At 61.1% G+C, this 22,874-nt stretch carries 21 protein-coding genes and 1 pseudogene; 10 read left to right on the plus strand and 12 right to left on the minus strand.

Going from position 1 to position 22,874, the window contains the following annotated elements:
- Positions 1-132 precede the first annotated feature (132 nt).
- Positions 133-555: a homoprotocatechuate degradation operon regulator HpaR gene (hpaR, locus tag BOP96_RS13015; protein WP_014719078.1), complete on the plus strand. Its 423-nt coding sequence runs from the start codon at positions 133-135 to the stop codon at positions 553-555.
- Between the two features lie 62 nt (positions 556-617).
- Here the strand turns inward: hpaR and hpaI are convergent, their stop codons facing one another.
- From hpaI to BOP96_RS13055, 8 genes are all read right to left on the minus strand, one after another.
- Entirely contained in the window at positions 618-1,418 is an 801-nt protein-coding gene (gene hpaI, locus BOP96_RS13020) for a 4-hydroxy-2-oxoheptanedioate aldolase (protein ID WP_014719077.1), read from the minus strand.
- A 16-nt stretch (positions 1,419-1,434) separates the two neighbouring features.
- A complete protein-coding gene (hpaH, locus tag BOP96_RS13025) occupies positions 1,435-2,238 on the minus strand; it encodes a 2-oxo-hept-4-ene-1,7-dioate hydratase (protein ID WP_019821184.1) in 804 nt (267 codons plus the stop codon).
- Between the two features lie 11 nt (positions 2,239-2,249).
- Positions 2,250-3,554 carry an MFS transporter gene (locus tag BOP96_RS13030; RefSeq protein WP_020301328.1) on the minus strand — a complete coding sequence of 435 codons (1,305 nt, stop codon included), beginning with the start codon at positions 3,552-3,554 and terminating at the stop codon, positions 2,250-2,252.
- Positions 3,555-3,593: 39 nt separating this feature from the next.
- Positions 3,594-3,986, minus strand: coding sequence for a 5-carboxymethyl-2-hydroxymuconate Delta-isomerase (locus BOP96_RS13035; protein WP_014719074.1), 393 nt, complete (start codon positions 3,984-3,986; stop codon positions 3,594-3,596).
- Between the two features lie 15 nt (positions 3,987-4,001).
- Positions 4,002-4,859, minus strand: a complete 858-nt coding sequence (hpaD, locus tag BOP96_RS13040) for a 3,4-dihydroxyphenylacetate 2,3-dioxygenase (RefSeq protein ID WP_058410666.1) — start codon at positions 4,857-4,859, stop codon at positions 4,002-4,004.
- Between the two features lie 154 nt (positions 4,860-5,013).
- On the minus strand, positions 5,014-6,474 hold the full coding sequence (hpaE, locus tag BOP96_RS13045) for a 5-carboxymethyl-2-hydroxymuconate semialdehyde dehydrogenase (RefSeq protein WP_014719072.1): 1,461 nt from the start codon (positions 6,472-6,474) through the stop codon (positions 5,014-5,016).
- Positions 6,475-6,479: 5 nt separating this feature from the next.
- Positions 6,480-7,250: a fumarylacetoacetate hydrolase family protein gene (locus BOP96_RS13050; RefSeq protein WP_019821191.1), complete on the minus strand. Its 771-nt coding sequence runs from the start codon at positions 7,248-7,250 to the stop codon at positions 6,480-6,482.
- Complete coding sequence (locus tag BOP96_RS13055) at positions 7,247-7,912, minus strand: fumarylacetoacetate hydrolase family protein (RefSeq protein ID WP_073452996.1); 666 nt, start codon at positions 7,910-7,912, stop codon at positions 7,247-7,249. The genes BOP96_RS13050 and BOP96_RS13055 overlap by 4 nt, the downstream gene beginning before the upstream one ends.
- A 128-nt stretch (positions 7,913-8,040) precedes the next feature.
- Between BOP96_RS13055 and hpaA the strand changes: the two genes are divergently transcribed.
- From hpaA to BOP96_RS13070, 3 genes are all read left to right on the plus strand, one after another.
- Positions 8,041-8,901 (plus strand): 4-hydroxyphenylacetate catabolism regulatory protein HpaA, encoded by an 861-nt coding sequence (gene hpaA / locus BOP96_RS13060; RefSeq protein WP_073452998.1) that lies wholly within the window; start codon positions 8,041-8,043, stop codon positions 8,899-8,901.
- 514 nt (positions 8,902-9,415) lie between these two features.
- Positions 9,416-10,243, plus strand: a complete 828-nt coding sequence (locus BOP96_RS13065) for a type III secretion protein (protein ID WP_224796950.1) — start codon at positions 9,416-9,418, stop codon at positions 10,241-10,243.
- Between the two features lie 37 nt (positions 10,244-10,280).
- Positions 10,281-11,135 carry a hypothetical protein gene (locus BOP96_RS13070; protein WP_236598445.1) on the plus strand — a complete coding sequence of 285 codons (855 nt, stop codon included), beginning with the start codon at positions 10,281-10,283 and terminating at the stop codon, positions 11,133-11,135.
- A 13-nt stretch (positions 11,136-11,148) separates the two neighbouring features.
- Here BOP96_RS13070 and BOP96_RS13075 read toward each other — a convergent pair whose 3' ends face one another.
- Complete coding sequence (locus tag BOP96_RS13075) at positions 11,149-11,946, minus strand: helix-turn-helix transcriptional regulator (protein WP_014719066.1); 798 nt, start codon at positions 11,944-11,946, stop codon at positions 11,149-11,151.
- A 572-nt stretch (positions 11,947-12,518) separates the two neighbouring features.
- Here BOP96_RS13075 and BOP96_RS13080 point away from each other — a divergent pair.
- Positions 12,519-12,680, plus strand: a pseudogene (locus BOP96_RS13080) (AMP-binding protein); the annotation flags it as partial.
- A gap of 63 nt (positions 12,681-12,743) precedes the next feature.
- Here the strand turns inward: BOP96_RS13080 and BOP96_RS13085 are convergent.
- The 3 genes from BOP96_RS13085 to BOP96_RS13095 form a co-directional block, all read right to left on the minus strand.
- Positions 12,744-14,261 carry an ArnT family glycosyltransferase gene (locus tag BOP96_RS13085; protein ID WP_073453000.1) on the minus strand — a complete coding sequence of 506 codons (1,518 nt, stop codon included), beginning with the start codon at positions 14,259-14,261 and terminating at the stop codon, positions 12,744-12,746.
- Positions 14,262-14,289: 28 nt separating this feature from the next.
- Positions 14,290-15,945 (minus strand): lipid IV(A) 4-amino-4-deoxy-L-arabinosyltransferase, encoded by a 1,656-nt coding sequence (gene arnT / locus BOP96_RS13090; protein WP_073453002.1) that lies wholly within the window; start codon positions 15,943-15,945, stop codon positions 14,290-14,292.
- Positions 15,946-16,126: 181 nt separating this feature from the next.
- Positions 16,127-16,807, minus strand: coding sequence for a histidine phosphatase family protein (locus BOP96_RS13095; protein WP_073453004.1), 681 nt, complete (start codon positions 16,805-16,807; stop codon positions 16,127-16,129).
- Positions 16,808-17,081: 274 nt separating this feature from the next.
- Between BOP96_RS13095 and BOP96_RS13100 the strand changes: the two genes are divergently transcribed.
- The 5 genes from BOP96_RS13100 to BOP96_RS13120 all read left to right on the plus strand — a co-directional run bounded on the left by BOP96_RS13100 (position 17,082) and on the right by BOP96_RS13120 (position 22,760).
- Positions 17,082-17,750: an ABC transporter ATP-binding protein gene (locus BOP96_RS13100; protein ID WP_014719054.1), complete on the plus strand. Its 669-nt coding sequence runs from the start codon at positions 17,082-17,084 to the stop codon at positions 17,748-17,750.
- A 1-nt stretch (position 17,751) separates the two neighbouring features.
- Entirely contained in the window at positions 17,752-20,214 is a 2,463-nt protein-coding gene (locus tag BOP96_RS13105) for an ABC transporter permease (RefSeq protein WP_073453006.1), read from the plus strand.
- Positions 20,204-21,268: a lipocalin-like domain-containing protein gene (locus tag BOP96_RS13110; protein ID WP_073453008.1), complete on the plus strand. Its 1,065-nt coding sequence runs from the start codon at positions 20,204-20,206 to the stop codon at positions 21,266-21,268. The genes BOP96_RS13105 and BOP96_RS13110 overlap by 11 nt, the downstream gene beginning before the upstream one ends.
- 140 nt (positions 21,269-21,408) lie before the next feature.
- Positions 21,409-22,401 carry a hypothetical protein gene (locus BOP96_RS13115; protein WP_073453010.1) on the plus strand — a complete coding sequence of 331 codons (993 nt, stop codon included), beginning with the start codon at positions 21,409-21,411 and terminating at the stop codon, positions 22,399-22,401.
- 2 nt (positions 22,402-22,403) lie between these two features.
- Complete coding sequence (locus BOP96_RS13120) at positions 22,404-22,760, plus strand: hypothetical protein (RefSeq protein WP_019821211.1); 357 nt, start codon at positions 22,404-22,406, stop codon at positions 22,758-22,760.
- Positions 22,761-22,874: the final 114 nt, after the last annotated feature.

Consider the following 22,874-nt stretch of genomic DNA (forward strand, 5'->3'; position numbering starts at 1 on the left):
GATCCTGCGTGCCCGGTTTTTTGATTCAGCGCGCCACGGGCGAGGGCACCTACAAGTTATAGCGCGCTCGCCGGCCGGGAATGTTAGAGTTTCGTTAAACTATTAACTAAATACTTCGTGACCCTGAGCCCTATGTCCACACCTCGACAATCCCTGACCCTGGCCTTGCTGCAAGCGCGTGAGGCCGCGATGAGTTTTTTCCGTCCTTCCCTGAATGAACACGGCCTGACCGAACAGCAATGGCGCATCATCCGCATCCTTGAACAGCATGGTGAGTTGGAGATCTACCAACTGGCGGAACTGGCCTGCATCCTCAAGCCGAGCATGACCGGCGTGCTGGTGCGCATGGAAGCGGCCGGCATGGTGCACCGGCGCAAGGCCGAACAGGACCAGCGCCGGGTGCTGATTACCCTGGCGGACAAGGGCAAAGCGAGTTTTGAGTCCATGAGCCAGTGCATGGAGGCCAACTACCAGCGCTTGCAGGATCAGTTTGGCGAAGAGAAATTCCAGACCTTGTTGGGGTTGCTGGATGACTTGAAGAACATCAAGCGCTGACCTAGTGACTGAACCACCACCGGTCAACGGTGGGAGCAGGCAAGCCAGCTCCCACATGGATTTCAGTAGACACCACCGGTATTGGCAGCCACCGGTACGTCTTTGAACTTCCCGGCCAGGCTTTGCAGCCCCCGCATCAACACCGTGGTATCCACCCCCACCGCCACGAACGTCGCCCCCAACTCGATATAGCGTCGTGCGAGATTTTCATCTGCACTGAGAATCCCTGCGGCCTTACCCGCCTTGACGATACGCACGATGGCGTCCTCAATCGCCGCCTGTACCTGCGGATGCCCCGGGTTACCCCGATGGCCCATGGACGCGCTCAAATCTGCCGGGCCGATAAACACACCGTCCACGCCTTCGACGGCGGCAATGGCGTCCAGATTGGCCAGGCCCTCGGCATTCTCAATCTGCACCAGCAGGCACATCTGCGCGTCGGCCTGGTCGAGGTAATCGGCGATGCTGTTCCAGCGCGAGGCGCGGGCCAGGGCGCTGCCGACCCCGCGAATACCCTGGGGCGGGTAGCGCAGGGCGCGCACCCGTTCTTGGGCCTGGGCAGCGTTTTCGACCATGGGCACCAGCAGCGTCTGGGCGCCGATATCCAGCAGTTGTTTGATCAGCGCCGTGTCGCCGATCACCGGGCGAATCAACGCCTGGCTGGGGTAGGGCGCGATGGCCTGTAATTGCGCGAGCATCCCCGGCAGGTGGTTGGGCGCATGTTCGCCGTCGATCAGCAGCCAGTCGAAACCGGCGTTGGCCGCCAGTTCCGCGCAGTAGGCGTTGGCAAGGCCGAGCCACAGGCCGATCTGTACTTCGCGGTTGTGCAGGCGTTGCTTGAAGCGGTTGACAGGCATGTCCATGACAGCACTCCTGGGTTCAGACGAAGCGGCAGGCAATCGAGCCGAGCAGGTCGTAGTCGACGTGGAAGGTATCGCCAGGGCGGGCCGCCACCGGGCGGGTAAACGAACCGCCGAGAATCACTTGGCCGGGCAGCAGGGTGACGTCATAGGGCGCCAGCTTGTTGGCCAGCCACGCCACGCCCTTGGCCGGGTGGTTGAGCACTGCCGCCGAGACGCCGGACTCTTCGATCACGCCATTGCGATACAGCACCGCCGGCACTTTGCGCAGGTCGATCTCGGTGGGGCGCACGGCGCGGCCGCCGAGCACCACACCGGCGTTGGCGGCGTTGTCGGAGATGGTGTCGAATACCTTGCGCGTGGCGTTGGTGTGCGGGTCGACCTGCTGGATGCGGGCGTCGATGATTTCCAGCGCGGGGATTACCCATTCGGTGGCGTCGAGCACATCGAACACCGTGCAGTTGGGCCCCTTGAGCGGTTTTCCGAGAATGAAGGCCAGTTCCACCTCCACCCGTGGCACGATGAAACGCTCGAAGGGAATGTCGCTGCCTTCGTCGAAAAACATGTCGTCGAGCAGGGCGCCGTAATCGGGTTCGGTGATATTCGACGACACCTGCATGGCCCGTGACGTGAGGCCGATCTTGTGGCCCTTGAGCGTGCGCCCGTCCTTGATCTTCTGCGCGACCCATTCACGCTGGATGGCGTAGGCGTCCTCGATCGTCATATCGGGGTAGTCGAGGGAAAACTGGCGCACCTGTTCGCGGCTGCGTTCGGCGCGGTCCAGGTGGGCGGCGGCCGCGAGGATTTGCTGGGAGTCGAGCATGGCAACGGTCTCTAGTGTGGGTTGACGATGGCGGCCTGGGTGCGCAGCACCAGCAAGCCACCGAGGGCGATAAACAGCGCGAGTACGTACAGGGCCAGGCTGGCGCTCTGGGTGGCGTCGCGCATCCAGCCGATCAGGTAGGGCGCGAGGAACGCCGCGATGCTGCCGAACGAACTGATCATGGCGATGCCCGCGGCCTGGGTGGTGTGGGAGAGAAACGCCGGCGGCAGTTGCCAGAACATCGGCAGGGCGGCACTGGCGCCCATGCCGGCGACCACCAGCCCGCTCATCACCAGCAGCGCATTGGCGGGCGCCAGGCCCGCCACGGCGATACCGAACGCCGCCATCAGCAATGGCACGCACAGGTGCCAGCGGCGCTCGCGGTGGCGGTCGGACGAGCGCCCACAGCCGAGCATAAAGAAGCAACCGGCCAGGTACGGCACGGCGCTGAGCAAGCCGACCTGGCTGTCGCGGCCGATGCCGGCGCCGTGGATCAGGGTGGGCATCCAGAACGCCAGGGTGTTGACCGCCAGCATCACCGCAAAGTACACAGCCACCAGCAGCCACACCTGCGGGTCTCGCAGGATGCCGCCAAACGAGGTGATGGTCTTGCGCTGTTCCTCGTTGCTCAATTGGGTGCGCAGTTGCTGTTTTTGCTCGGCAGTCAGCCAGTGCACCGACTCGAAACTGTCCGGCAACCACTTGAGCACCACCAGTCCCAGCAGCACCACGGGCGCGCCTTCGATCAGGAACATCCACTGCCAGCCGCGCAGGCTGCCGACGTCGTGGAAGTTCTCCAGGATCGCCCCGGAAATCGGCCCGCCCAACACCCCGGCCATAGGCACGGCAATGGCAAACAAGGCGGTGACCTGGGCGCGACGGCGCGCCGGGTACCAGCGGTTCAGGAATACCAGGATCCCCGGAAAAAACCCGGCCTCGGCCACCCCCAGTAGAAAGCGCAGCACGTAGAACCCGCGCGCGCTCTCCACCCACAACATGCCGGTGGAGAGCAGGCCCCACACCACCATCAGGCAGGCGATCCAGCGCCGTGGCCCGACGCGGTCCAGGGCAATGTTGCTGGGCACGCCGAACAGTGCATAGGCGATGAAGAACAGACCGGCGCCAAAGCCATACACGGTGTCGCTGAAGTGCAGGTCGCTGCTCATCTGCATCTTGGCAAAGCCGATGTTGATGCGGTCCAGATGGGCGAACAGGTAACACACCAGCAACAAGGGCATCAGGCGCCAGGTCACCAAACGATGGGTGCGGTCGTGCTCGGCAAGCCGCAGGCTTGCAGTGGAATGGGCTGTGCTCATGATGGTGTTCTTCTTGTAGTTGTAGGAGCCGGGGTCGTTTCAGCTCGCCGCGTTGTTCAGGAACGCGTGCACATTGTTCTGCTTGAAGTTGAGCTGCGGGTGCAGCTCGATCATCTCGAACGACAACGCGAGCAAGCGCTGTGCCTGCAGCTCGGCGAAGTGCGCGATGATCACCGCGAACACCGCTTGGGCGACGGCCTCGCGCGTGGTCAGGTCGCGGCCATGGCCGACCTTGAGGGTCATGTGCACAAAGGCATAGTCATGCTTGCCGTCGGCCATGCGCCAGGTGTCCAGGCGTACGCCGCGACTGCGAATGCCGCCCAGCGGAAACACACCGCTGTCGCCCAGCACGCGGTGGACTTTTTCAAACAGGCCGGGCAAGTCGGCCTGCTGTTCGAGGTTGTCGGTGTACTCGGCGATAAAGTGCGGCATGGGGCTCTCCCAGGGTTAAAGCGGGAAAATCGCGTTGATCTGGCCGGTGCCCGAACTGCCGAACGGCGGCGTGATGATCTCGGCCGGCTTGGCATAGTCCGGCCCACCCAGCAGGCCCAGGAGCATGGCGGTGTCGTGCATCTTGCCTTCGCCAAAACAGTGTTCGGCGTAGTCGGGCAACATGGCGCAGAACTCCTTGAAGCGGCCTTGCTTCCACATTTGCACGACATGCAGGTCCACCTGCTTGTCGAATTCGCGGGTCCAGTTGTGGATATTCGCCTCAGCCTCGCGGTCGTCCGAGAACCGATGGGACAGCGAGCCGGACGCCAGCACCAGTACCTTGCGATCGCTCTTTTCAATCGCCCGGCGCACGGCGGCGCCGAAGGCAAAACTGTCTTCCAGGCGATGCCAGGCGCACCAGGCAGCGATGGAAATGACTTTGAATTTTTCTGCGTCGGACACGCCCATATGCATGTAGCGCATGGGCACCAGGGTGCCGTATTCCAGCTCCAGGCTCGGGATGTTGTGGGCCATGCTGCGCACGCCAGCCAGGTTGGCTTCGGCGGAGATCAGCTCGCCCAGCTCGGGGCAACCGGGGTAGGCGTAGTCCATGTTCTTGATGAAGTGCGGCAGTTCGTTGCTGGTGTAGGTGCCCTGGAACTGCTCGCCGCAGTTGACGTGGTAGCCGCTGTTGACCAGCCAGTGCACGTCGAACACCACCGCGGTGTCGGCCCCCAGTTCGCGGGCGCGCCGGCCGATTTCCTTGTGCCCGGCAATCGCCGCTTCGCGACAGCCGTGATGTTTGCCGGGCAGTTCCGACAGGTACATCGACGGTACGTGGCAGATCTTCGCTGCCAGAACCACTTCGCCCATGATGACTCTCCTGAATAATTATTCTTGTATGGCCTGTGAGGTCCCTGTGGGGGCTGGCTTGCCTGCGATGGCATCGGCTCGGTACGGCTGAAGGACCGCGGTGCCTGCATCGCGGGCAAGCCCGGCTCCCGCAGGAGGCTTGTTTGAGCCTGGGCTATACGCCCCAGCGCGGAATGTGATGACTACCCATGGAAATACACACGTTCTTGATCTCGGCAAACACTTCGAAGCTGTACTGGCCGCCTTCACGCCCGGTGCCCGAGCCTTTGACCCCGCCGAACGGCTGGCGCAAATCCCGTACGTTCTGGCTGTTGATAAATACCATGCCCGCTTCGATACCGCGCGCCAGGCGGTGGGCCTTGCCGATGTCCTGGGTCCAGATGTAGGAGGCCAGCCCGTATTCGGTGTCGTTGGCCAATTGCAGTGCCTCGGCTTCATCCTTGAACGGAATCAGGCACACCACCGGGCCGAAGATTTCTTCCTGGGCGATGCGCATCCGGTTGTTCACGTCGGCAAACACCGTCGGCTGGATAAACTGGCCGCGGCTCAGGTGCGCCGGCAGGTTGGCCGGGCGTTCCAGGCCGCCAGCCAGCAGCGTGGCGCCTTCCTCCAGGCCGATCTTGATGTAGCCGGTGACCTTGTCGTAATGGGCCTGGGTGATCATCGAGCCGACCTGGGTCTTGGGGTCCTGGGGGTCGCCCACGATCAGGCGCTTGGCCCGCGCCGCGAATTCGGCGACAAATTGCGGGTAGACGCTTTCCTGGATAAAGATCCGGCTGCCAGCGGTGCAACGCTCGCCGTTGAGGGAGAAGATCGTGAAGAGTGCGGCGTCGAGGGCGCGTTCCAGGTCGGCGTCTTCGAAAATCAGCACCGGCGACTTGCCCCCCAGTTCCATGGAGTACTTTTTCAGGCCGGCGCTCTGCATGATTTTCTTGCCGGTGGCGGTGCCGCCGGTAAAGGAAATCGCCCGCACGTCCGGGTGGCGCACCAGTGCATCGCCAGCGGTGGCGCCGTAGCCCTGGATCACATTGAGCACGCCATTGGGAATCCCGGCTTCCACCGCCAGGCGCCCCAGTTCATTGGCGGTCAGCGGCGACAGTTCCGACATCTTCAACACCGCCGTATTGCCCAGCGCCAGGCACGGCGCGGTCTTCCAGGTGGCGGTCATGAACGGCACGTTCCAGGGCGACACCAGTCCGCACACGCCCACTGGCTGGTACAGGGTGTAATTGAGCATCTGGTCGTCCACCGGGTAGGTGTGGCCGTCCATGCGGGTGCAGACTTCAGCGAAGAAATCGAAGTTGTGCGAGGCACGCGGGATCAACACGTTCTTGGTCTGGTGGATCGGCAGGCCGGTGTCCAGGGTTTCCAGCTCGGCCAGGTGTGGCACGTTCTGTTCGATCAGCTCGCCCAGCTTGCGCATCAAGCGCGCGCGCTCTTTGGCCGGCGTATTGGCCCACTTGGGGAACGCGGCCTTGGCCGCCGCCACGGCCTGCGCGACTTCTTCGGCACCCCCGCTGGCCACTTCACCGATGGCCTCGCCGGTGGCCGGGTTGTAGTTGATAAAGGTGTCTTTGCTTTCGACCTCACGGCCATTGATCCAGTGTTTGATCATGGTGCTCAAGCCTCTTTGCGCGCGGAGAAAAACTCCGTTTCACTGACAATACGGTTGACCAGGCGGCCCACGCCTTCGACTTCCACCACCACTTCATCCCCCGGTACCACATCGGCCAGGCCCTCGGGCGTGCCGGTGGCGATCATGTCGCCCGGTTGCAGGGTCATGAAGCTGGACAGGTATTCGATGAGGTAGGGGATATCGAAAATCATGTCTTTTGTGCTGCCTTCCTGGCGCAGTTCGCCGTTGATCCAGGTGCGCAATTTCAGGTTGCCTGGGTCGGGCACATCGGCCACGTCGACGATCCATGGGCCGACCGGGGTGGTGGCGTCGCGGTTTTTCACGCGAAGGTTGGGGCGGTAGTAATTCTCGAGGTAGTCGCGGATCGCATAGTCGTTGCACACCGTGTAACCGGCCAGGTAGTCCAGGGCGTCGGCGCGTTTGACGTTGCGCGCGGTCTTGCCAATCACCGCCACCAGCTCGCACTCGTAGTGCATGTAGGCGACGTTGTCCGGGCGCCAGGTGACTTGGCGGTGGCCGGTGTAGGTGCCCACCGATTTGATGAATGCCAGCGGTTCGGTCGGCGGCGTAAAGGCCAGTTCGGCGGCGTGGTCGGCGTAGTTCAAACCCAGGGCGAACATGTTGCCGGTGGCGGGTGGTAGCCATTGCACCTGGTCTTCGGCCAGCAACCGCCCATCCTCCAGGCGCACGCTGCAGTCGGCTTGCACCAATACGTTGTGGGTTGCACCTTCAAAGCGGATACGTGCGCGTTTCATGCCGATGCCTCTGCTGCAATGGTGTTGCTCAGTCGGCCTATGCCGGTGATGTCGACCTCAACCTGGTCGCCTGGCTGCACATCCACGCGGCCTTGCGGAGTGCCGGTGATTAGCACATCGCCGGGGTACAGGGTCATGAACTCGCTGATCTCGGCGATCAATTGCGGGATGTCGCGTACCCAATGGACGGTAGAGCTTTCCTGGCGCAGCTCGCCATTGACGAACAGCTTGAGGCTCAGTTGATTGGGGTTGGCCACTTGATCCCGCGCAACCAGCCGTGGGCCCAGGGCGCAAAACCCATCGCGGCATTTAGCTTTGACGGCAGGGCGGTAGTAGCTGTCTTCCGGCAGGCTGAATTCATTCACCACCACATACCCGGCCACATGGGCCATGGCGTTCTCCGGGCTGACACGGCTGGCGCGCTGGCCGATCACCACGCCCAGCGCCGGGCCCGGTTGCAGGCGCTCGCCGTGCGGGTGTAACACCACGCCGTCGTGCCCATTGCGCGTGTTGGGGGTTTTGATAAACAGCACCGGCTTGGTCGGTGGCTGCTGGTAGGGCGCCTGCTGGAAGGCGGCGAGATGCTGGTCCAGCAGGCCTTGGTAGTTCAGCGCAACGCCGAACAGGGTGCCGCTGGCAACATCATGCAGGGTACGACTCATGCGTTTCTCCTGGCGGTGACGACGGCTGCACAGGCCGTTCGTTAAGTTGTTAACGTTATAATTAATATGTTAACTACCGTCAAGCGTGGCACACTGCGCTGGCCTCACAACAACAAGAAGAGAGCCCCGTGAAGCCGATTCCCAACATCAACATCGGGCAGGTCTACGACCAGCGCTACAGCGACGCCGAGGTGCATTACGACAAGCTCGGCAACCTGGCAGGTTTTTTCGGGCGCAATATGGCCGTGCATCGCCATGACCGGTTTTTCCAGGTGCATTACGTCAAGAGTGGCGCGGTGCGGGTATATCTGGATGACCACCAATACGTTGAATCGGGGCCGATGTTTTTTCTCACGCCGCCCACGGTGGCCCACGCTTTTGTCACCGAGGCCGATGCCGACGGGCATGTGTTGACGGTGCGCCAGCAACTGGTGTGGAGCTTGATCGACGCCGACCCCAGCCTTGCTTGCGGTGCCGCATGTGTGGCCTTGACTGGCGACGCCGAGGGTCTGGAGCCACTCTTCGAGGCGCTGTGCAGTGAGATCAACGCCGAACGGGCAGGGCGCGCCGCCGCCCTCGACAGCCTGACGCGGCTGATCATGATCCGCCTGCTGCGCCTGTGCGCCCACGCCCAGCCCGCACGTCCGACAGCCCATGAAGACCTGCGTATCTTCCATCGCTTCAACGAACTGATCGAAGCCCACTATCTGGAACATTGGCCGTTGGCGCGTTATGCCCAAGGTATTGGCGTGACCCAGGCGCGGCTCAATGAAGTGTGCCGGCGCATCGCCGGCCTGCCCTCCAAGCGCCTGATCCTTGAACGGCTGATGCAGGAGGCCAAGCGCCTACTGTTGTTTACCGGCAGTTCCGCAAATGAAATCTGCTACCAACTGGGGTTCAAGGACCCAGCGTATTTCAGTCGGTTTTTCTTGCGGTACGCGCAGATGACGCCGGGGGAATATCGGGTGCGTCAGTCGGCGATACGCTGAGGATTGTTCGGAGAAAAAGCGCAACGCTGAGGAATTTTCTGATAGCGGTTCGTTGAACGAGAAGGATGTTGTTACCTGTCTGGCAGGAACTTTTCCGACCGCCTGGCCACGCATGAGTACTTGTTCAGTGCAGGCTTTCGGCAGCGGCGGTGAGCAAGTAGCGCCTGATAGTTTTCGCTTGTCCTCCTTCAATTAAATGAGACTTCCTACAATGCTCACGCACACTCAGCCTGCTTACTCACCTGCGCACTCAACGTTTACACAGCCTGATAAAACCCTTGATCAACCCGTTACAGATCGACCCAATCCCTTGGGTCAATCACCGGCACATTATCCGATTGGCCCAAGCGTTAACTCAAACCGTGACGCAGAGCTGGGGGAGCTGTTGAGGTTGTTGGGGACATTAGTCGTGGCACTTAAAACATGGATGAGCAGGGAGAATGAGGCGCCGAAACCCCAGCCACCCGTTGTGGCTTACCCAACCCCTGTTGTGGGTTCGCCGCACAGACCACTGATGAATACGCAGACTGCACCTGACACCGTGCCAACCGTTAAAAGTGTATGGAAAGAACAATTGGCGCCCTTCATGAACCGGCCGAACCTGGCCAAGACCCGAAGCGCGTTTGATACCGAACTCGCTGAGATGTTTTCAGATAAAAACTATGAGCCAATCACTACGTTTATGTCTGAAAAACCCAAAGGGCAAAAGCCTGACGACCTGCGCAATGGGTTGCGTGCCACGTATGAGAACTTTCCTTACCTGGGCATCTTGGGCCGAGAGGAGCACGTGGCCGCGATCAAGGTTGTCATGGCTACATTCGGGCAAAGCCCTATCGGGATTTTCAAGCACGTCGTCAAACATGGCGACCACTATGACGTGACGATGCGAGACGGCTTCAAGCTGATAATCACCGTTGAAGAACTTGAACTGGCGGCCAGGGCGGCAAAGTTCAGTGGCGGCGATGAAGGCATGGTCAAGGATGCGCAATTTCTGTTTGGCGTGATGAGCAAGCGCCAGCACATTGAGCTGGCGCGCGAGAGGGCCGCGGACCGTTTCTTCAGCCACTATGAAAAAGACAGCGCGTACCATGCCGAGGCTAGTTATCCGGGTGTACTGGTGGGGGCCGGAGGCGGCATCGACGGTGACACGGCGCTGTCCTATCTGGGGCTGAAAGAACATATGCAGGTCATCGAGGCCAGTGCTTTGGGGGCGCAGGTCGGGGTGCCGTTGGACAAGGGCGGGAGAAACAAGAACGGCGTGATTATTGAGGGCGTGATGGAGGGCCAGTTATACAACACGCCGGTTTCACCGTCATTGAAGGTAGTCACCCTTCGCGGGTAATTTGAAGTGTTCGGTAAGTGTCAGGAGGTTATCCAACATGTTAGTGTCTTGCGTTAATGCTGTTGCTCTTGGTCATGCCAGGGCGAGCGATGCTGTAACTTCTCCAGTTGTTTTATCTTCTTCCAATCCGCCTGCGCCAGCCAGCGAAGCCAAACAACTGAGTAGCCTGGTAGGCGAGTTGGAACGTCTGTTGGCCACGTTATCCGCTCGGTTGAAACCCGACGTTGATTCAGTACCTTTGCCTGCGAGTGTCACCGATAACCGCACCGTCAATCGTGACGAATTCTTGAAAGGTACGCCTGCGAATACGGGCATCAAGCCCACTGATATTTTCAAAAGCTTTTACCAATTGACCGAAGGTAATTGCGTGACGATATCCGCCATTAAGGCCGTGATGATGAGATTCGGCCATAACCCTTACGGTATTTACAAATCCATCGTGGTCACCGACACCGGCTATCGTATTGTCACGCGCGATGGGTTCAAGCTGCACATCACCCATGACGAACTGAAGCAGGCCACGGCCGGCGCCAACTTCGGCTCCGACCGGCCCAACGATGTTCTGGTCAATGCACACTTTCTATATGCCGTCAGTGCCAAACGCGCCTACCTCGAAAATAATGACGGGGAGGCTAATAAGAGTTTTGCCGCCGCCATACGCAGCCTCAATGATGGCGAGTATCCGGGACAGGCCTTGCGTCGCCTGGGCTTGAAAGACTTCGTGGCGCCCGCAACCCTCCAGGACTTCCTGAACGGCGCTATCGGCACGGTCACCAGCGGCTTTCATTCGATGGCCGTGGTGGGCGGCTTCCTGGACAAATACGGGCACAAACAACCACTGGAAAGCGGCGATGCAAACCGGCGTGCCGCGGTTGGGCTCAAGTTACTCTAACGTCGTGTGTTTATCAGGCGCCCACCATCCATTTGGCCAGGCCATGCCGGCCGCTCACGCCCAGCTTGGCGGCTGCGCGCTTGAGGTAGGTCTCGATCGAGCTGTTTTTGACACTGAGTTTCTCCGCGATTTGCGGCACGGTACCGCCGGTCAGCAGGCCGAGGCACACCTCCTGTTCCCGCGCCGAAAGGGTGATGTCGCTCAAAGACAAGCGTTTGTAGAACTCACGCTGCAACTGCGATTGTTCCAGCAGGGTATGGGCCGGCTCAGTTTCGGCGCGTGGAGCCTGGCGCAGGCTCTGGGCGTGCCGCTCCATCAACGGCAACAGTGTGTCCGACAGGCGCTTGAGAAACGACAACTCAGCCAGGGAAAACCCCTGCTGGGTCGGCGGACGGTAGAGCGAAATCACACAGCGTCGATTGCCCTGGCGCGATACCAGGTTGCATTGGTGGGAAGTGCCGCGCGGATGCGCGCTGTTGGCCTTGGCGTTCATTTGGATCAGCAGCGGGTCTTGCATGTGCAGCATCTGCCGCAACAGCGGGTGGTCGTTCAGCGCATGCAAGGTCTGGGGCACCGACAAATCCTTTTTCACCCCGGCGCTGCCTAGTAACTTGATGCCCAGCACGCGGTCGCGCAGTTCATCCAGGGTCCATTCGCTGAGGTCTACCAGGTGAATCGGTACCCACTTGCCCACCAACTGCAACATCGTGGCGGCGAAATGTTCGTCGCCGCTGTTTGAAATCAACTCGCCCATTTCGGCATAGAAAAAATGCGGGCCGCAGGTGCCGCCAATACTGGGGGTCAGACTCATAGCCATCTCATCCTTGATGTCGAAAACCGTCAACGGTTGCCCAGGGCCTGTGCAGGGCGCTCCGTACTGCTTGAACGTAACTCGGCGTTCGAAATTTCATTTAGCCATGGGGCTTTGTCCTACGTATGTAGCGGGAACGAGGGACACAAGCTGCCATAAAAACTGCGCCATTAAACCGACGTTTCTCATGAGTTGAGCCGGCTACGTACAGGCATAAGTTATTTTTAGTTTTGCTTAACTTACTGAAAATCATTAGGAAAATAGAAAAAACAGGAGGTATCAAAAACGCCACTATCGATCAGATGTAGCCAATCTCCTACAGCGCTTTAATCATTTCAGCCATGCACCGTCGGCCAAGGCCTATCCCTCCGTTTGAATGTCCGGGTTTCGGGTGACAGCCCCCCCGGCGGCCATGCTCCCATCCGGCAACTTCGGCGTAATGAGCCACCTCTGCGCGGCGAGTGCCTGACCCCCCATGAGAAGGATCTTATGCAGCATTCCTCTAGCCTGCCGGCCCGCTTCTCCCTCACTGGCGCCCAACAAGACATTTGGCTCGACCAACTGCGCGTGGGCGAGTCACAATCCTGGCCCGGCGTGGTCTCGACACCCTGGCGGGGCTGTTGGCGATCCTCAAGTCCGAGGCCTGCTACGTGCCGCTGGACCCGGCCCATCCCGCCGAACGCCTGGAGTATCTGCTGCACGATAGCGCACCGGTTGCCATCCTGACCCAGCAGAACCAGGGACACGGCTGGCTGGCCCTTTACAAACCATGACAAAAGGCCAGCAAGTACAGTGCCTCAGCGTATCCCCGGAACAAACGCCACACTCCCTCCCTCACGCGCCCTGAACAACCGCTCCCCATTATCCGGCTGGGTCGTCACCACCTGATGATCCACCCCCAGAAACGCCAACGGCGTCGGCTCGTCCTTGGAATACTGCGTGACGATAATCGTGCGTTGCGGATCAAATCCCTGGCCGCTGGTTTTTTCCAACCAGGCCATGAACGCGACGCTGTTGCCCTGGCGCCGGAAGTCCTGGCTTTCGCTGACGTAGTAGAAAGGTTTACCGTGGTTTTGCAGGTACATGGGCAGCTTGTTGTCGACCTCTACCAGCACCAGTTGCCATTGGTTCCAGGGCGCGCTTTTCTCCGCCTGGGCTTGCAGGTCGGCGGCGAAGCGGGTAACGCCGCCGTTGCCATTTGTCCAAGGGTAGATCACGCCCAGCACCAGCAAGAGCAGGCCTGCGCTGAGGCCAAAGCCTGTTTGCCAGCGCGGCCAGCTCATCGGTTTTTTGCGCAGGCGTTCACTCAGCCACCAGGCGGCGAGCAGTTGGGCAAAGGGTACCAGCGGCAACACGTAGTAGCTGCGGCGGCTGCCGCTGGCGGTGAAGAATACAAACAACAGGCCCAGGCCCCACACCAGCCAGCGTACGTTGGGCGGCGCTCTGCGCCAGTTGCGCACGGCCAGCCACAGGCCAAGTATCCAGCAGGGTGCCCAGGGCAGGGTGTAGACCGGCAAGTAGATCAGGTAGGTGTAGATCGGCCCCATATGGTCGAAGGGGTCGAAGAAACGCACCACGTTTTCGCGGAACACCAGCTCCAGGCCGCTCTCGCCGTAAGTGGGGGCGCCGTAGCGGTGGGACAGTACAAAGGGAATCGCATACACCACGCCGGCGATGAGCAGGGCCAGCACCAGGCGCAGGTTGAGGTGGCGTTTGTAGCGGTGTTCGCTGAGCAAGTGTGGCAACAGCATCAGCGCCGGCAGCACCACACCGATCAAACCCTTGAACAGCGAGGTGGCGGCCAGCAACAGGAAAAACACCGTGTAGCGCCCCAGCCGCGTGTCATCCGGCCCACGCCAATACCACCACACCGCTGCCAGTACGCCACACACGGTGAGGACATCGGCGGTGGCCACGCGGGCCCAGAACAGGAAGTAGAAGGTGGTGGCGAGCATCCACCCGGCAATCAGCCCGGTGCCTTTGCGAAACAGGCGTTCACCGATCAGGTACACCAGCCAGGTGCTCAACCACGCGGCAATCACCGATGACAGGCGCAGCGACCACGGGCCGAGGCCGCCGAGCAGATGGGCAAACCCGGTGATCAGCCAGTAGGAGGGCAGGGGTTTGTCGTAATACGGCGTGCCTTTGAGGTATGGGTCGAAATAGTCACCGCTTTGCAGCATCTGCAAGGCGATATTCGCCCAGCGCGTTTCCGGCCCCCACAGGTCGCGGCTGCCCAGGCCCAGCAAGAGCAGCAAGGCCGAGGTACCCAGCAGTAACACCAGAGCGCCGCGTTCGGTTTTCCAGAAACTCATGGGATGTTCCCCGTGGCAGGCGCTGCATTCAAGGTTGTTGGGAGTAAATCGTCAGTACCAGGTTGCCCTTGCGATAGCGTTTGCCGCCGGGGGGCAATTGCCCTTCTTCGCGGTGTTCGCTGGTGCTCTTGACCTGCATCAGCACGCCGACCGACCCGTGTTGGCGTGCCTCGACCAGCCAGGCCTGGACGCTGTCCGGCGTGACCTTGCGCTGTGCCGCGTCTTCGTAGTTCAAGCCGTAGCGCAGCTCGCCCTGGGTGTTATAAAACGCCACATCGGGCCGGCGCAGGCGCCAGGTCAAGGCCGATGCCAGGCCCAGGTCATTGCTTAGCAAAGCACGGGTAGGTTGCAGTTCGTCCAGATGTTCCAGCACGAATTGGTCGGGCATCTCGTTATCTTCGATCAGGGCCGGCATGCCCGCCGGTAGCAGGGCCACCAGCAAGCCAATGCCCAGGGCGGGCATCGCCCACAACGTCAACGGGCGCACCGCTTGCAGCAGGTTGGCGAGGATCCAGCCCAGCAGCACGATAAACGTCAGGGACAGGTTGAACATCTGCGCATGGCTATTGCCGTACAGCGGGCGGGTGATTTGCAGGTAAATCAGCGCCACCATGGCCGTCATGCCGAGCACGAAATTGAGCGCGCCGTTGATGGCCAGTGGGCGCGCCTTGCCTTGCTTGATCAGGTCGATCAAACCGTGGCCCATCAACAAGGCCAGGGGCAACAGGCACGGCATGATGTAGGTCGGCAATTTGCCTTTGCTCAGGCTGAAAAAGCCCAGGGGCAGCAACAGCCACAGGGCGAGAAAGGCAATCACCGGCTGGCGCTTTTCCTGCCAGGTTTTTAGCAGGGTGCCGGGTAACAAGGCAGCCCACGGCAGGCACGCCACCACCATGATCGGCAGGAAGAACCACAGCGGCCGTGCATGCTGTGCATCGTCGGCGGCAAAGCGGCGGATGTGCTCATGCCAGAAAAAGAAATGCCAGTAATCCGGTTCGCGCAAGTGGATGGCCAGGGCCCAGGGCAGGCATACGAGCACGGCGACCAGCACCGCCAACGGCCCGTAGCGCATCAACTCGCCGACGCGCCGCTGCCAGACGAGGTAGGGTACGGCGATCAAGACCGGCAACAGCCAGGCCAGGAAGCCCTTGGTCATGAACCCCATGGCGCAGGCCACCCCCAACACCGCCCAGGCACAGAGGCGTTCGCGTGGCGTGCGGCAGTCCAGGGCAAACCACAACGCCACCAGGCTCAGGTTCACCCACAGGGTGAATTGCGGGTCGAGGTTGGCATACCCGGCTTGCCCGGCTACCAGGCCAAAACTCAGGTAGAGCAGCGCGCAGGCAAAGCTCTTGCGCGGGTCATTCCACACGCGCCGGGCGAGCAGGTAGGCCAGCACCACGCTCAGGACTGTGCTCAGGACCGAGGCGATGCGCACACCGAACAGGTTTTCACCGAACACCGTCTGGCCGAGGGCGATGAGCCAATAGCCGGCGGCGGGCTTCTCGAAATAACGCACGCCCATGAAGTGCGGCGCCACCCAGTTGCCGCTCATCAGCATTTCCTGGCTGACCTGGGCGTAGCGGGTTTCGTCTGGCGTCCATAAACCGTGAAAGCCCAGGGGCAACAAGATGAACACGGCAACGCCCAGCAATAGCCAGGCCAGAGGGTTTACGCGGGGCATGCGCACATCGCTCCATAACGTTCAAATACGGGCAATGGCGGTATTAACTTAATAGGGTGAAGCATCGTAAGGGTCACTAAGTAGTTGTAGGAAAACATAACTAATAGACGCGACTAAACATGCCAGAACAGGGCTGTCGTTTTGCTGAACACGTTGTGGCTTAATATGTAAACAAGTGTAATTAAAGTTGTTTGAGTGCGGCGGTCCACTCTTCGCTGTTCATGGTGCCCATGGCCTTGAAGGTGCCGTTGGGCAGCACCTTGACGAACAGTGCGCTGCCGTACTCTGCAGCGGCTGCGTGAGGGAAGCCCAGGCTGGTCTGGAAGTCGCTCATGCAGGCGCTGTGGGTGATCAGCATCAGGTTGCGTCTCGGCTGTTTGTGGCCGAGGATTTCATCGCCCATGGCGTCGCCGCAGATGGCCAGCGGGCCGGGGGACAGTTCGGTCTTGCCGAACATGAACAGTGACGTCTGCGCGGTTCGCGTGGTGGGGCTGCTGAGTACGTCGGTCAGGGCCATGCCCAATGAATCAAAGGCTTTGCCCAGTTCGACGGCGCGTTCAGTACCGTTGATGGTCAGGCCATCGGCGGGGCCGAAGCAGGGGTTGGCCGAGCGGTCGCAGCGCTCCTCATGGCGCACCAGCACCACCAGCTCACCCTCACGCCAACTGGCGAGCACCCCGGAGGTCAGCAGGCGATTGCCCACGCCCAGGTCCAGGGGCGAGCTGGGCCAGAATAAAAAGCCCGTCAACAACAAGGCGGTAACGCTGATGCCAAGCAGGTGCAGGCGGTATTTTCTCAGGCGTTTTAACCTTGACCTTTTGGGTTGGGGGTTGGCCAGGATCATGTCTGCCACGCGGTTCATCCTCGGCACTGTTTATTGTGTTTATAAAAAGGCTGCACGATTGGGCAGTTGCCCTTGGTGAGGCAGGAGACTGTCACAGCGCCGCTGTCTTTTTGCTGAACACTTGCATGTTAGGAGTGTCACTTGGATTAACTAATAAGTTGTGAGTCACCACGAGTTGGCGGGCACTTTAAAGTTCGGTGGATGGGCAGACGGTGAAATCCATGTGAAAAATTTGCGTGGGCAGGAGCGTCAGCCGTTATTCTCGTTGCTGGTCCTTCAGATGAGCGTTCTTATGTTGCAGGTGCAAGGTGTTGTTAAAAACTACGCGACCCCGCAAGGCCCGCTGACCGTCCTGGCCGGCGTCGACCTGCACCTGGGTGAACGCAGCAGCCTGGCGCTGATGGGCGAATCGGGCAGCGGAAAAAGCACCTTGCTGCACCTGGTGGCCGGGCTGGACCGAGTGGACGCCGGCAGCATCCGCATCGGCGAGCAGCGCCTCGACCAACTCAACGAAGGGCAACTGGCCCATTGGCGCCGCACGCAAATCGGTCTGGTCTTCCAGCAGTTCAACCTCATCGGCAGCTTGCGCGTGGAAGACAACCTGGCGTTCCAGGCGCGGCTGGCGGGGCGTTTCGACCCGTACTGGCAAGCGCAATTGGTGGAGCGCCTGGGACTGGGCGACTTGCTCCGGCGTTACCCCGAGCAACTCTCCGGTGGCCAGCAGCAACGGGTTGCCGTCGGGCGGGCGCTGGCCTCGCGACCGGGTTTGTTGCTGGCCGATGAGCCCACCGGCAACCTCGACGAAGCCACCAGCGATGAAGTGCTGCAACTGCTGTTGGACCTGCTGCGGGACAGCCCCACCAGCCTGCTGATGGTCACCCACAGCCCGCGCCTGGCCGCACGGCTTGACCGGCAAGTGGTGCTGCACCGTGGCCGTGTCGTGCCAATGGACGCGCGCTGAAATGGCGCTGTTTTACTGGACGCTACGCGCATTGCTGAGCCACTGGCGGCGCCATCCGGTGCAATTTTTCAGCGTGCTCACCGGCTTGTGGCTGGCCACCGCGCTACTGACCGGCGTGCAGGCCCTCAACAGCCAGGCGCGGGACAGCTACGCACGCGCCAGCCAATTGATCGGTGGCGAACCCCAAGCCAGCCTGGTTGCGCCGGACGCCGCCAGTTTCCCCCAGGCACTGTTTGCCGAGCTGCGCCGCGCCGGCTGGCCGGTATCCCCGGTGGTGCAGGGGCGAGTGGTGCTCCAGGGGCGTGACCAACAGCGTCTGCAACTGATGGGCATCGACCCTGTGTCGTTGCCCGGCAGCGGCAGCGTGGCGGGGCAACGCTTGAGCCAGGCGCAAATGCTGGCGTTCTTCGAGCCGCCGGGGCGTACCTGGGTCGCTGCGCAAACTTTGCAGGCGCTGGGGTTGCATGAGGGCGAGCAGCCGCTGACTTCTACTGGGCAACGCCTGCCACCGTTCCAGGTGCAAGCGGATATGGCGCCCGGCCTGCTGCTGACGGATATCGGTTTTGCCCAACCCTTGCTCAACATGCCCGGGCGCCTGTCGCGCTTACTGTTGGACAACACCTTCGCCGCCCGCCACCCCGCGCCACCCGCCGCGTTGCAACTCAAGCAGGGCGAGGACAACAACCTGTCACGCCTCACCGAGAGCTTTCACCTGAACCTGGATGCGGTGGGTTTTTTATCCTTTGTGGTGGGGTTGTTTATCGTGCATGCGGCCATCGGCCTGGCCCTGGAACAGCGCCGTGGCCTGCTGCGAACCTTGCGCGCTTGTGGAGTCAGCGCACGCATGCTGATCCTGAGCCTGGGCGTCGAATTGGGCGCTTTGGCGGTGTTGAGCGGTGTGCTCGGTATCGCCAGCGGCTACCTGCTGGCCAGCCTGTTGCTGCCGGATGTCGCCGCCAGTTTGCGCGGCCTGTACGGCGCCGAAGTCGCCGGCCAATTGAACTTGAGCCCCTGGTGGTGGCTGGCCGGCCTGGGCGTGAGCCTGCTCGGCGCGTTGCTCGCCGGAGCCAGTAGCCTGTGGCGCGCAGCGCGTTTGCCGTTACTGGCGCTGGCCAACGCCCAAGCCTGGCATCAAGCCCATGGGCGCTGGCTGCGGCGCCAGGGGTGGGTGGCGTCCGCGGCCCTGGCGATCGCTTTGTTGGCGCTGTGGCTGGGCGATAGCCTGGCCGCCGGGTTTGTGCTGATGGCGGCCTTGCTGTTGGGCGCGGCATTGGCACTACCGGTGCTGCTCAATGGGTTATTGAAAGCCGTGCTGGGGCGTAGTCGCTCGGTACTGGGCCAGTGGTTCCTGGCCGATTGCCGCCAACAACTGCCGGCCTTGAGCCTGGCGCTGATGGCGTTGCTGTTGGCCCTGGCGGCGAATATCGGCGCCGGCTCCATGACCTCGGGCTTTCGCCAGACCTTCACCCATTGGCTGGAGCAACGCCTCACCGCCGAGCTGTACCTCAACCCGCAAAATCCGCAGCAGGCCGAGCAACTGAAAACGTGGTTGACCCGTCAGCCCCTGGTGCAGGCCGTATTGCCCGCCTGGCAGGTGGCGGTGCAACTGCAAGGCTGGCCCGCGGAGGTGTTCGGCGTGGTCGACAACCCCACTTATCGTCAACACTGGCCGCTGCTGGAGGCGGTGGACGCGCCCTGGGACCGCTTGCTGCAAGACGACAGCCTGATGCTCAGCGAACAACTGGCGCGACGCCTGAAGGTGCAACTGGGCGACACGGTGTCCATCCCCACTCCGCAGGGCACCTGGGCGCCGAAGATCGTCGGCATCTATGCCGACTACGGCAACCCCAAGGGCCATCTGCTGGTCAATGTCCAGCACCTGTTGGCGCATTGGCCGACGCTCTCACCGGCGCGCTTCAACCTGCGGGTGGCGCCCGCCGACGTGCCGCCGCTGATCCGTGAAGTGCAGCGTGAGTTCGCCCTGGAAGACAGCCGCATCGTCGATCAACAGCAACTCAAGGGGTGGTCCAGCCAGGTCTTCGAACGCACCTTCGCCGCCACCGCGGCGTTGAACAGCCTGACCCTTGGCGTCGCCGGCGTGGCATTGTTCATCAGCTTGCTGACCCAGAGCCAAAGCCGCCTCGGCCAACTCGCGCCGTTGTGGGCGCTGGGCGTGACGCGCCGACAATTGATGCTGCTCAACCTCGGCCAGACCTGGCTGCTGGCGGTACTCACATTGATCCTGGCGTTGCCGCTGGGGCTGTTGCTGGCGTGGTGCCTGGATGCGGTGATCAACGTGCAGGCCTTCGGCTGGCGCCTGCCGTTGCAAGTATTCCCCGGGCAGCTTGCGCAATTGCTGGGGCTGGCGATGCTTGCCACCTTGCTCGCGTCGGCCTGGCCCCTCTGGCAGCTGTACCGCAGCCGCCCGGCGGATTTGTTGAGGACGTTCGCCCATGAAGATTAAGGCATTGGCGTGCATCGCCTGGTTACTGCTGAGCGGCTGCGACCAGGCGCCCGCACCCGAGGACAGTTTCGCCGGGCTGGGCAGCGATGCGGCGGACTTTGCCCAGGTGGTGCCCGGCAAAGTCTTCAGCTTTCCCGAGGACCACGGGCCCCATGACGGCTTTCGTATCGAATGGTGGTACGTCACGGCCAACCTCAAGGATGACGAAGGCAATGTCTTCGGCGTGCAATGGACGCTGTTTCGCAACGCATTGAAGGCCGGTCCCGTCCAACCGGGCTGGCGCGATTCAACCGTGTGGCTCGGCCACGCCGCCGTCACCTCCGCCACCCGCCACTACGCCGCCGAACGCCTGGCCCGGGGTGGCGTGGGGCAAGCCGGGGCCCAGGCAGAGCCGTTCAACGCCTGGATCGACGACTGGAACTTCGCCAGCCGCCCCGGCGCCGCCAGCCCCCTGGCCGACATGCAACTCAAGGCCAGTGGCGCGCAATTTGCGTACGACCTGCACCTGACTTCCAGCCGCCCGCTGGTGCTGCAAGGCGACCATGGCTACAGCCGCAAATCCGACCAGGGCCAGGCGTCGTACTACTACAGCCAGCCGTTTTTCACTGCCAACGGCAGCGTCAGCCTCGACGGCCATACCTACCAGGTCAGCGGCCCAGCCTGGCTCGACCGCGAGTGGAGCAGCCAACCCCTGGCCGCCAGCCAGACCGGCTGGGACTGGTTCTCCCTGCACCTGGACCGCGGCGCGCAGCTGATGCTGTTTCGCGTGCGGCAGAAAGACAGCGACGGTTACCTCACCGGCACCTGGATCGACGCCCAGGGCCACACCCAGACCTTGCACAACAGCGACATCCAACTCACACCGCTGACCACCACGGCCATCGACGGGCGCAACATTCCCACACGCTGGTCGCTGAAAATTCCCGGCAAACAGCTGGACATCACCACCGAAGCCGTCAACCCGAAGGCGTGGATGGACCTGGGTATTCCGTATTGGGAAGGGCCGGTGCGGTTTGAGGGTGGGGTGGGGTATTTGGAGATGACGGGGTATTAGGGGCGCTTTCTGTAGGCGTTCATTTTTTGCTGTGTAGGCAACTTCCCAAACGTACTTTTTGACCCCCGCCTGCTTGTGTTCGGGCTGTAGGCGCTTGCTTATATTTCGATGCCATCTCTCTCGGTATCGGAATCCAGGACATGGCGTACGGCTACATCAATAAACAGGCTACACCCTACTCATTTTTGAAATCACGGCTATGGCACGCAGTTTTGTTGCAGGGCCCAGATCATTTTGATGTGCTGAATAAACACCTGCGCCAAGGAACGGTGAGGCCGGGTGAGTTGGTGATCGTTCCAGAAACGTCCAGTGCCCATTGCTCAATCGAAGAAGCCTGGTTGATGCGCCACGCTGAAGAGATTAGTCGCCAACTGGACCAGAATGTGCCGCTTGATAGAGCAGGAAACACAAATTACGACTTGGCGCAGAGCATTCTGGGGTATGGCTCGATAGGCATCGGCAGCGCGACGTCGGCTTGGAGCCGGCACCTGCAGTCGGTTGCACAGACTTTGAAGGAAATCGAGCAACTGCATCGCCAATTGAAGGACGGTGGTTTGGACAGAGAGTCGTTCATACGACAGCGTCAAAGGATGTTTGGCGTTTTGGATATGCAACTGCAAGGGGCTGCACGATTTGGCTCGGGGTTGCGTGGCAATCAACCGCTGAAGGGAGCGCTCGGGATCTCGACTAAAAGCTATCTGCATCAAGGCGAGATTGCGGGGTATGCGCAGCGGGTTCGGACGATTACGCAGATGTCGAAATGGTTAAAGCAAGGGACATATCTTGGGTTGGCGTTGGATGTAGGCGTGGCGGGTTTGGAAATGAAGGAGGCGTGTGTGGTGGGAAGGGAGGCGCAATGCAACAGAGCGAAGTATGTGGAGACTGGGAGGTTGGTGGGGGGTGTGGCAGGGGCGGCTGGCGCAGGGGTAATAGGGGCTGAATTAACACGCCGGGCATGCCACATTTTCCTAGGTGTCGCCACGAGAGGATCCGGTGCTCTGACCTGCGGAATAATTGGAGGGGCGACGGCAGGGTATATAGGCGGTAAGAAGGGCGGGGATGGCGGGGCGTTTCTCGGCGGAAAAATTGTAGAGCGCAACGGTGATTTGATATTCCAGTCAGAGGGGGCTTAAGCGTGGATTTTTTTGTCGCCTATACCGCTGTGATGATCATCGGGACGTTTGTGGTTTTAGGACTGATACTTTTTGTCGAACGAACAAAACTCGAGGAGTTGGAAGGTTACTTCATTGAAAACGTGCAGGTGCGTAAATATCAGCAACGTTGGGGACGAAACCAGCGGTTCGTCAGGTTTCATCGCATGTGTCTCATGATTGATATCCTCCGCGCACCAGAACGCTCCGTCAAAGAAGGTTACATGACCGAGGCAGAGTTAGCCGTCATTCCGCCAGCGCTCAAGCGTTGGGCTGTATGGCCCTATCGGCTCGCGATGATTTGGGCGATCAGTTGGGGCTATTGGTGTACCTGGCTTTAGAGGTGCTCTCGCTTCCTGAACCTTAATTTCAGGGCTCACATTTTTAAAAAAAATACTGTACATGCATACAGTCTTGTCCTACAGTCCATCCCAGGTGACCGGATGTCACCGGTT

It is taken from the genome of Pseudomonas sp. FSL W5-0203 (assembly GCF_001896155.1).
Lineage (GTDB): Bacteria > Pseudomonadota > Gammaproteobacteria > Pseudomonadales > Pseudomonadaceae > Aquipseudomonas > Aquipseudomonas paracarnis.

What these genes read in the sequence shown, in the direction of transcription:
- arnT (WP_073453002.1), bottom strand. Translation starts at nt 15,945, where the DNA reads ATGCCCCGCGTAAACCCTCTGGCCTGGCTATTGCTGGGCGTTGCCGTG.
- BOP96_RS13115 (WP_073453010.1), top strand. Translation starts at nt 21,409, where the DNA reads ATGGCGTACGGCTACATCAATAAACAGGCTACACCCTACTCATTTTTG.
- BOP96_RS13085 (WP_073453000.1), bottom strand. Translation starts at nt 14,261, where the DNA reads ATGAGTTTCTGGAAAACCGAACGCGGCGCTCTGGTGTTACTGCTGGGT.
- BOP96_RS13105 (WP_073453006.1), top strand. Translation starts at nt 17,752, where the DNA reads ATGGCGCTGTTTTACTGGACGCTACGCGCATTGCTGAGCCACTGGCGG.
- BOP96_RS13095 (WP_073453004.1), bottom strand. Translation starts at nt 16,807, where the DNA reads ATGAACCGCGTGGCAGACATGATCCTGGCCAACCCCCAACCCAAAAGG.
- BOP96_RS13075 (WP_014719066.1), bottom strand. Translation starts at nt 11,946, where the DNA reads ATGAGTCTGACCCCCAGTATTGGCGGCACCTGCGGCCCGCATTTTTTC.
- BOP96_RS13065 (WP_224796950.1), top strand. Translation starts at nt 9,416, where the DNA reads ATGAATACGCAGACTGCACCTGACACCGTGCCAACCGTTAAAAGTGTA.
- BOP96_RS13035 (WP_014719074.1), bottom strand. Translation starts at nt 3,986, where the DNA reads ATGCCGCACTTTATCGCCGAGTACACCGACAACCTCGAACAGCAGGCC.
- hpaD (WP_058410666.1), bottom strand. Translation starts at nt 4,859, where the DNA reads ATGGGCGAAGTGGTTCTGGCAGCGAAGATCTGCCACGTACCGTCGATG.
- hpaH (WP_019821184.1), bottom strand. Translation starts at nt 2,238, where the DNA reads ATGCTCGACTCCCAGCAAATCCTCGCGGCCGCCGCCCACCTGGACCGC.
- BOP96_RS13110 (WP_073453008.1), top strand. Translation starts at nt 20,204, where the DNA reads ATGAAGATTAAGGCATTGGCGTGCATCGCCTGGTTACTGCTGAGCGGC.
- hpaR (WP_014719078.1), top strand. Translation starts at nt 133, where the DNA reads ATGTCCACACCTCGACAATCCCTGACCCTGGCCTTGCTGCAAGCGCGT.
- BOP96_RS13030 (WP_020301328.1), bottom strand. Translation starts at nt 3,554, where the DNA reads ATGAGCACAGCCCATTCCACTGCAAGCCTGCGGCTTGCCGAGCACGAC.
- BOP96_RS13050 (WP_019821191.1), bottom strand. Translation starts at nt 7,250, where the DNA reads ATGAAACGCGCACGTATCCGCTTTGAAGGTGCAACCCACAACGTATTG.
- BOP96_RS13055 (WP_073452996.1), bottom strand. Translation starts at nt 7,912, where the DNA reads ATGAGTCGTACCCTGCATGATGTTGCCAGCGGCACCCTGTTCGGCGTT.
- BOP96_RS13100 (WP_014719054.1), top strand. Translation starts at nt 17,082, where the DNA reads ATGTTGCAGGTGCAAGGTGTTGTTAAAAACTACGCGACCCCGCAAGGC.
- BOP96_RS13070 (WP_236598445.1), top strand. Translation starts at nt 10,281, where the DNA reads ATGTTAGTGTCTTGCGTTAATGCTGTTGCTCTTGGTCATGCCAGGGCG.
- hpaI (WP_014719077.1), bottom strand. Translation starts at nt 1,418, where the DNA reads ATGGACATGCCTGTCAACCGCTTCAAGCAACGCCTGCACAACCGCGAA.
- hpaE (WP_014719072.1), bottom strand. Translation starts at nt 6,474, where the DNA reads ATGATCAAACACTGGATCAATGGCCGTGAGGTCGAAAGCAAAGACACC.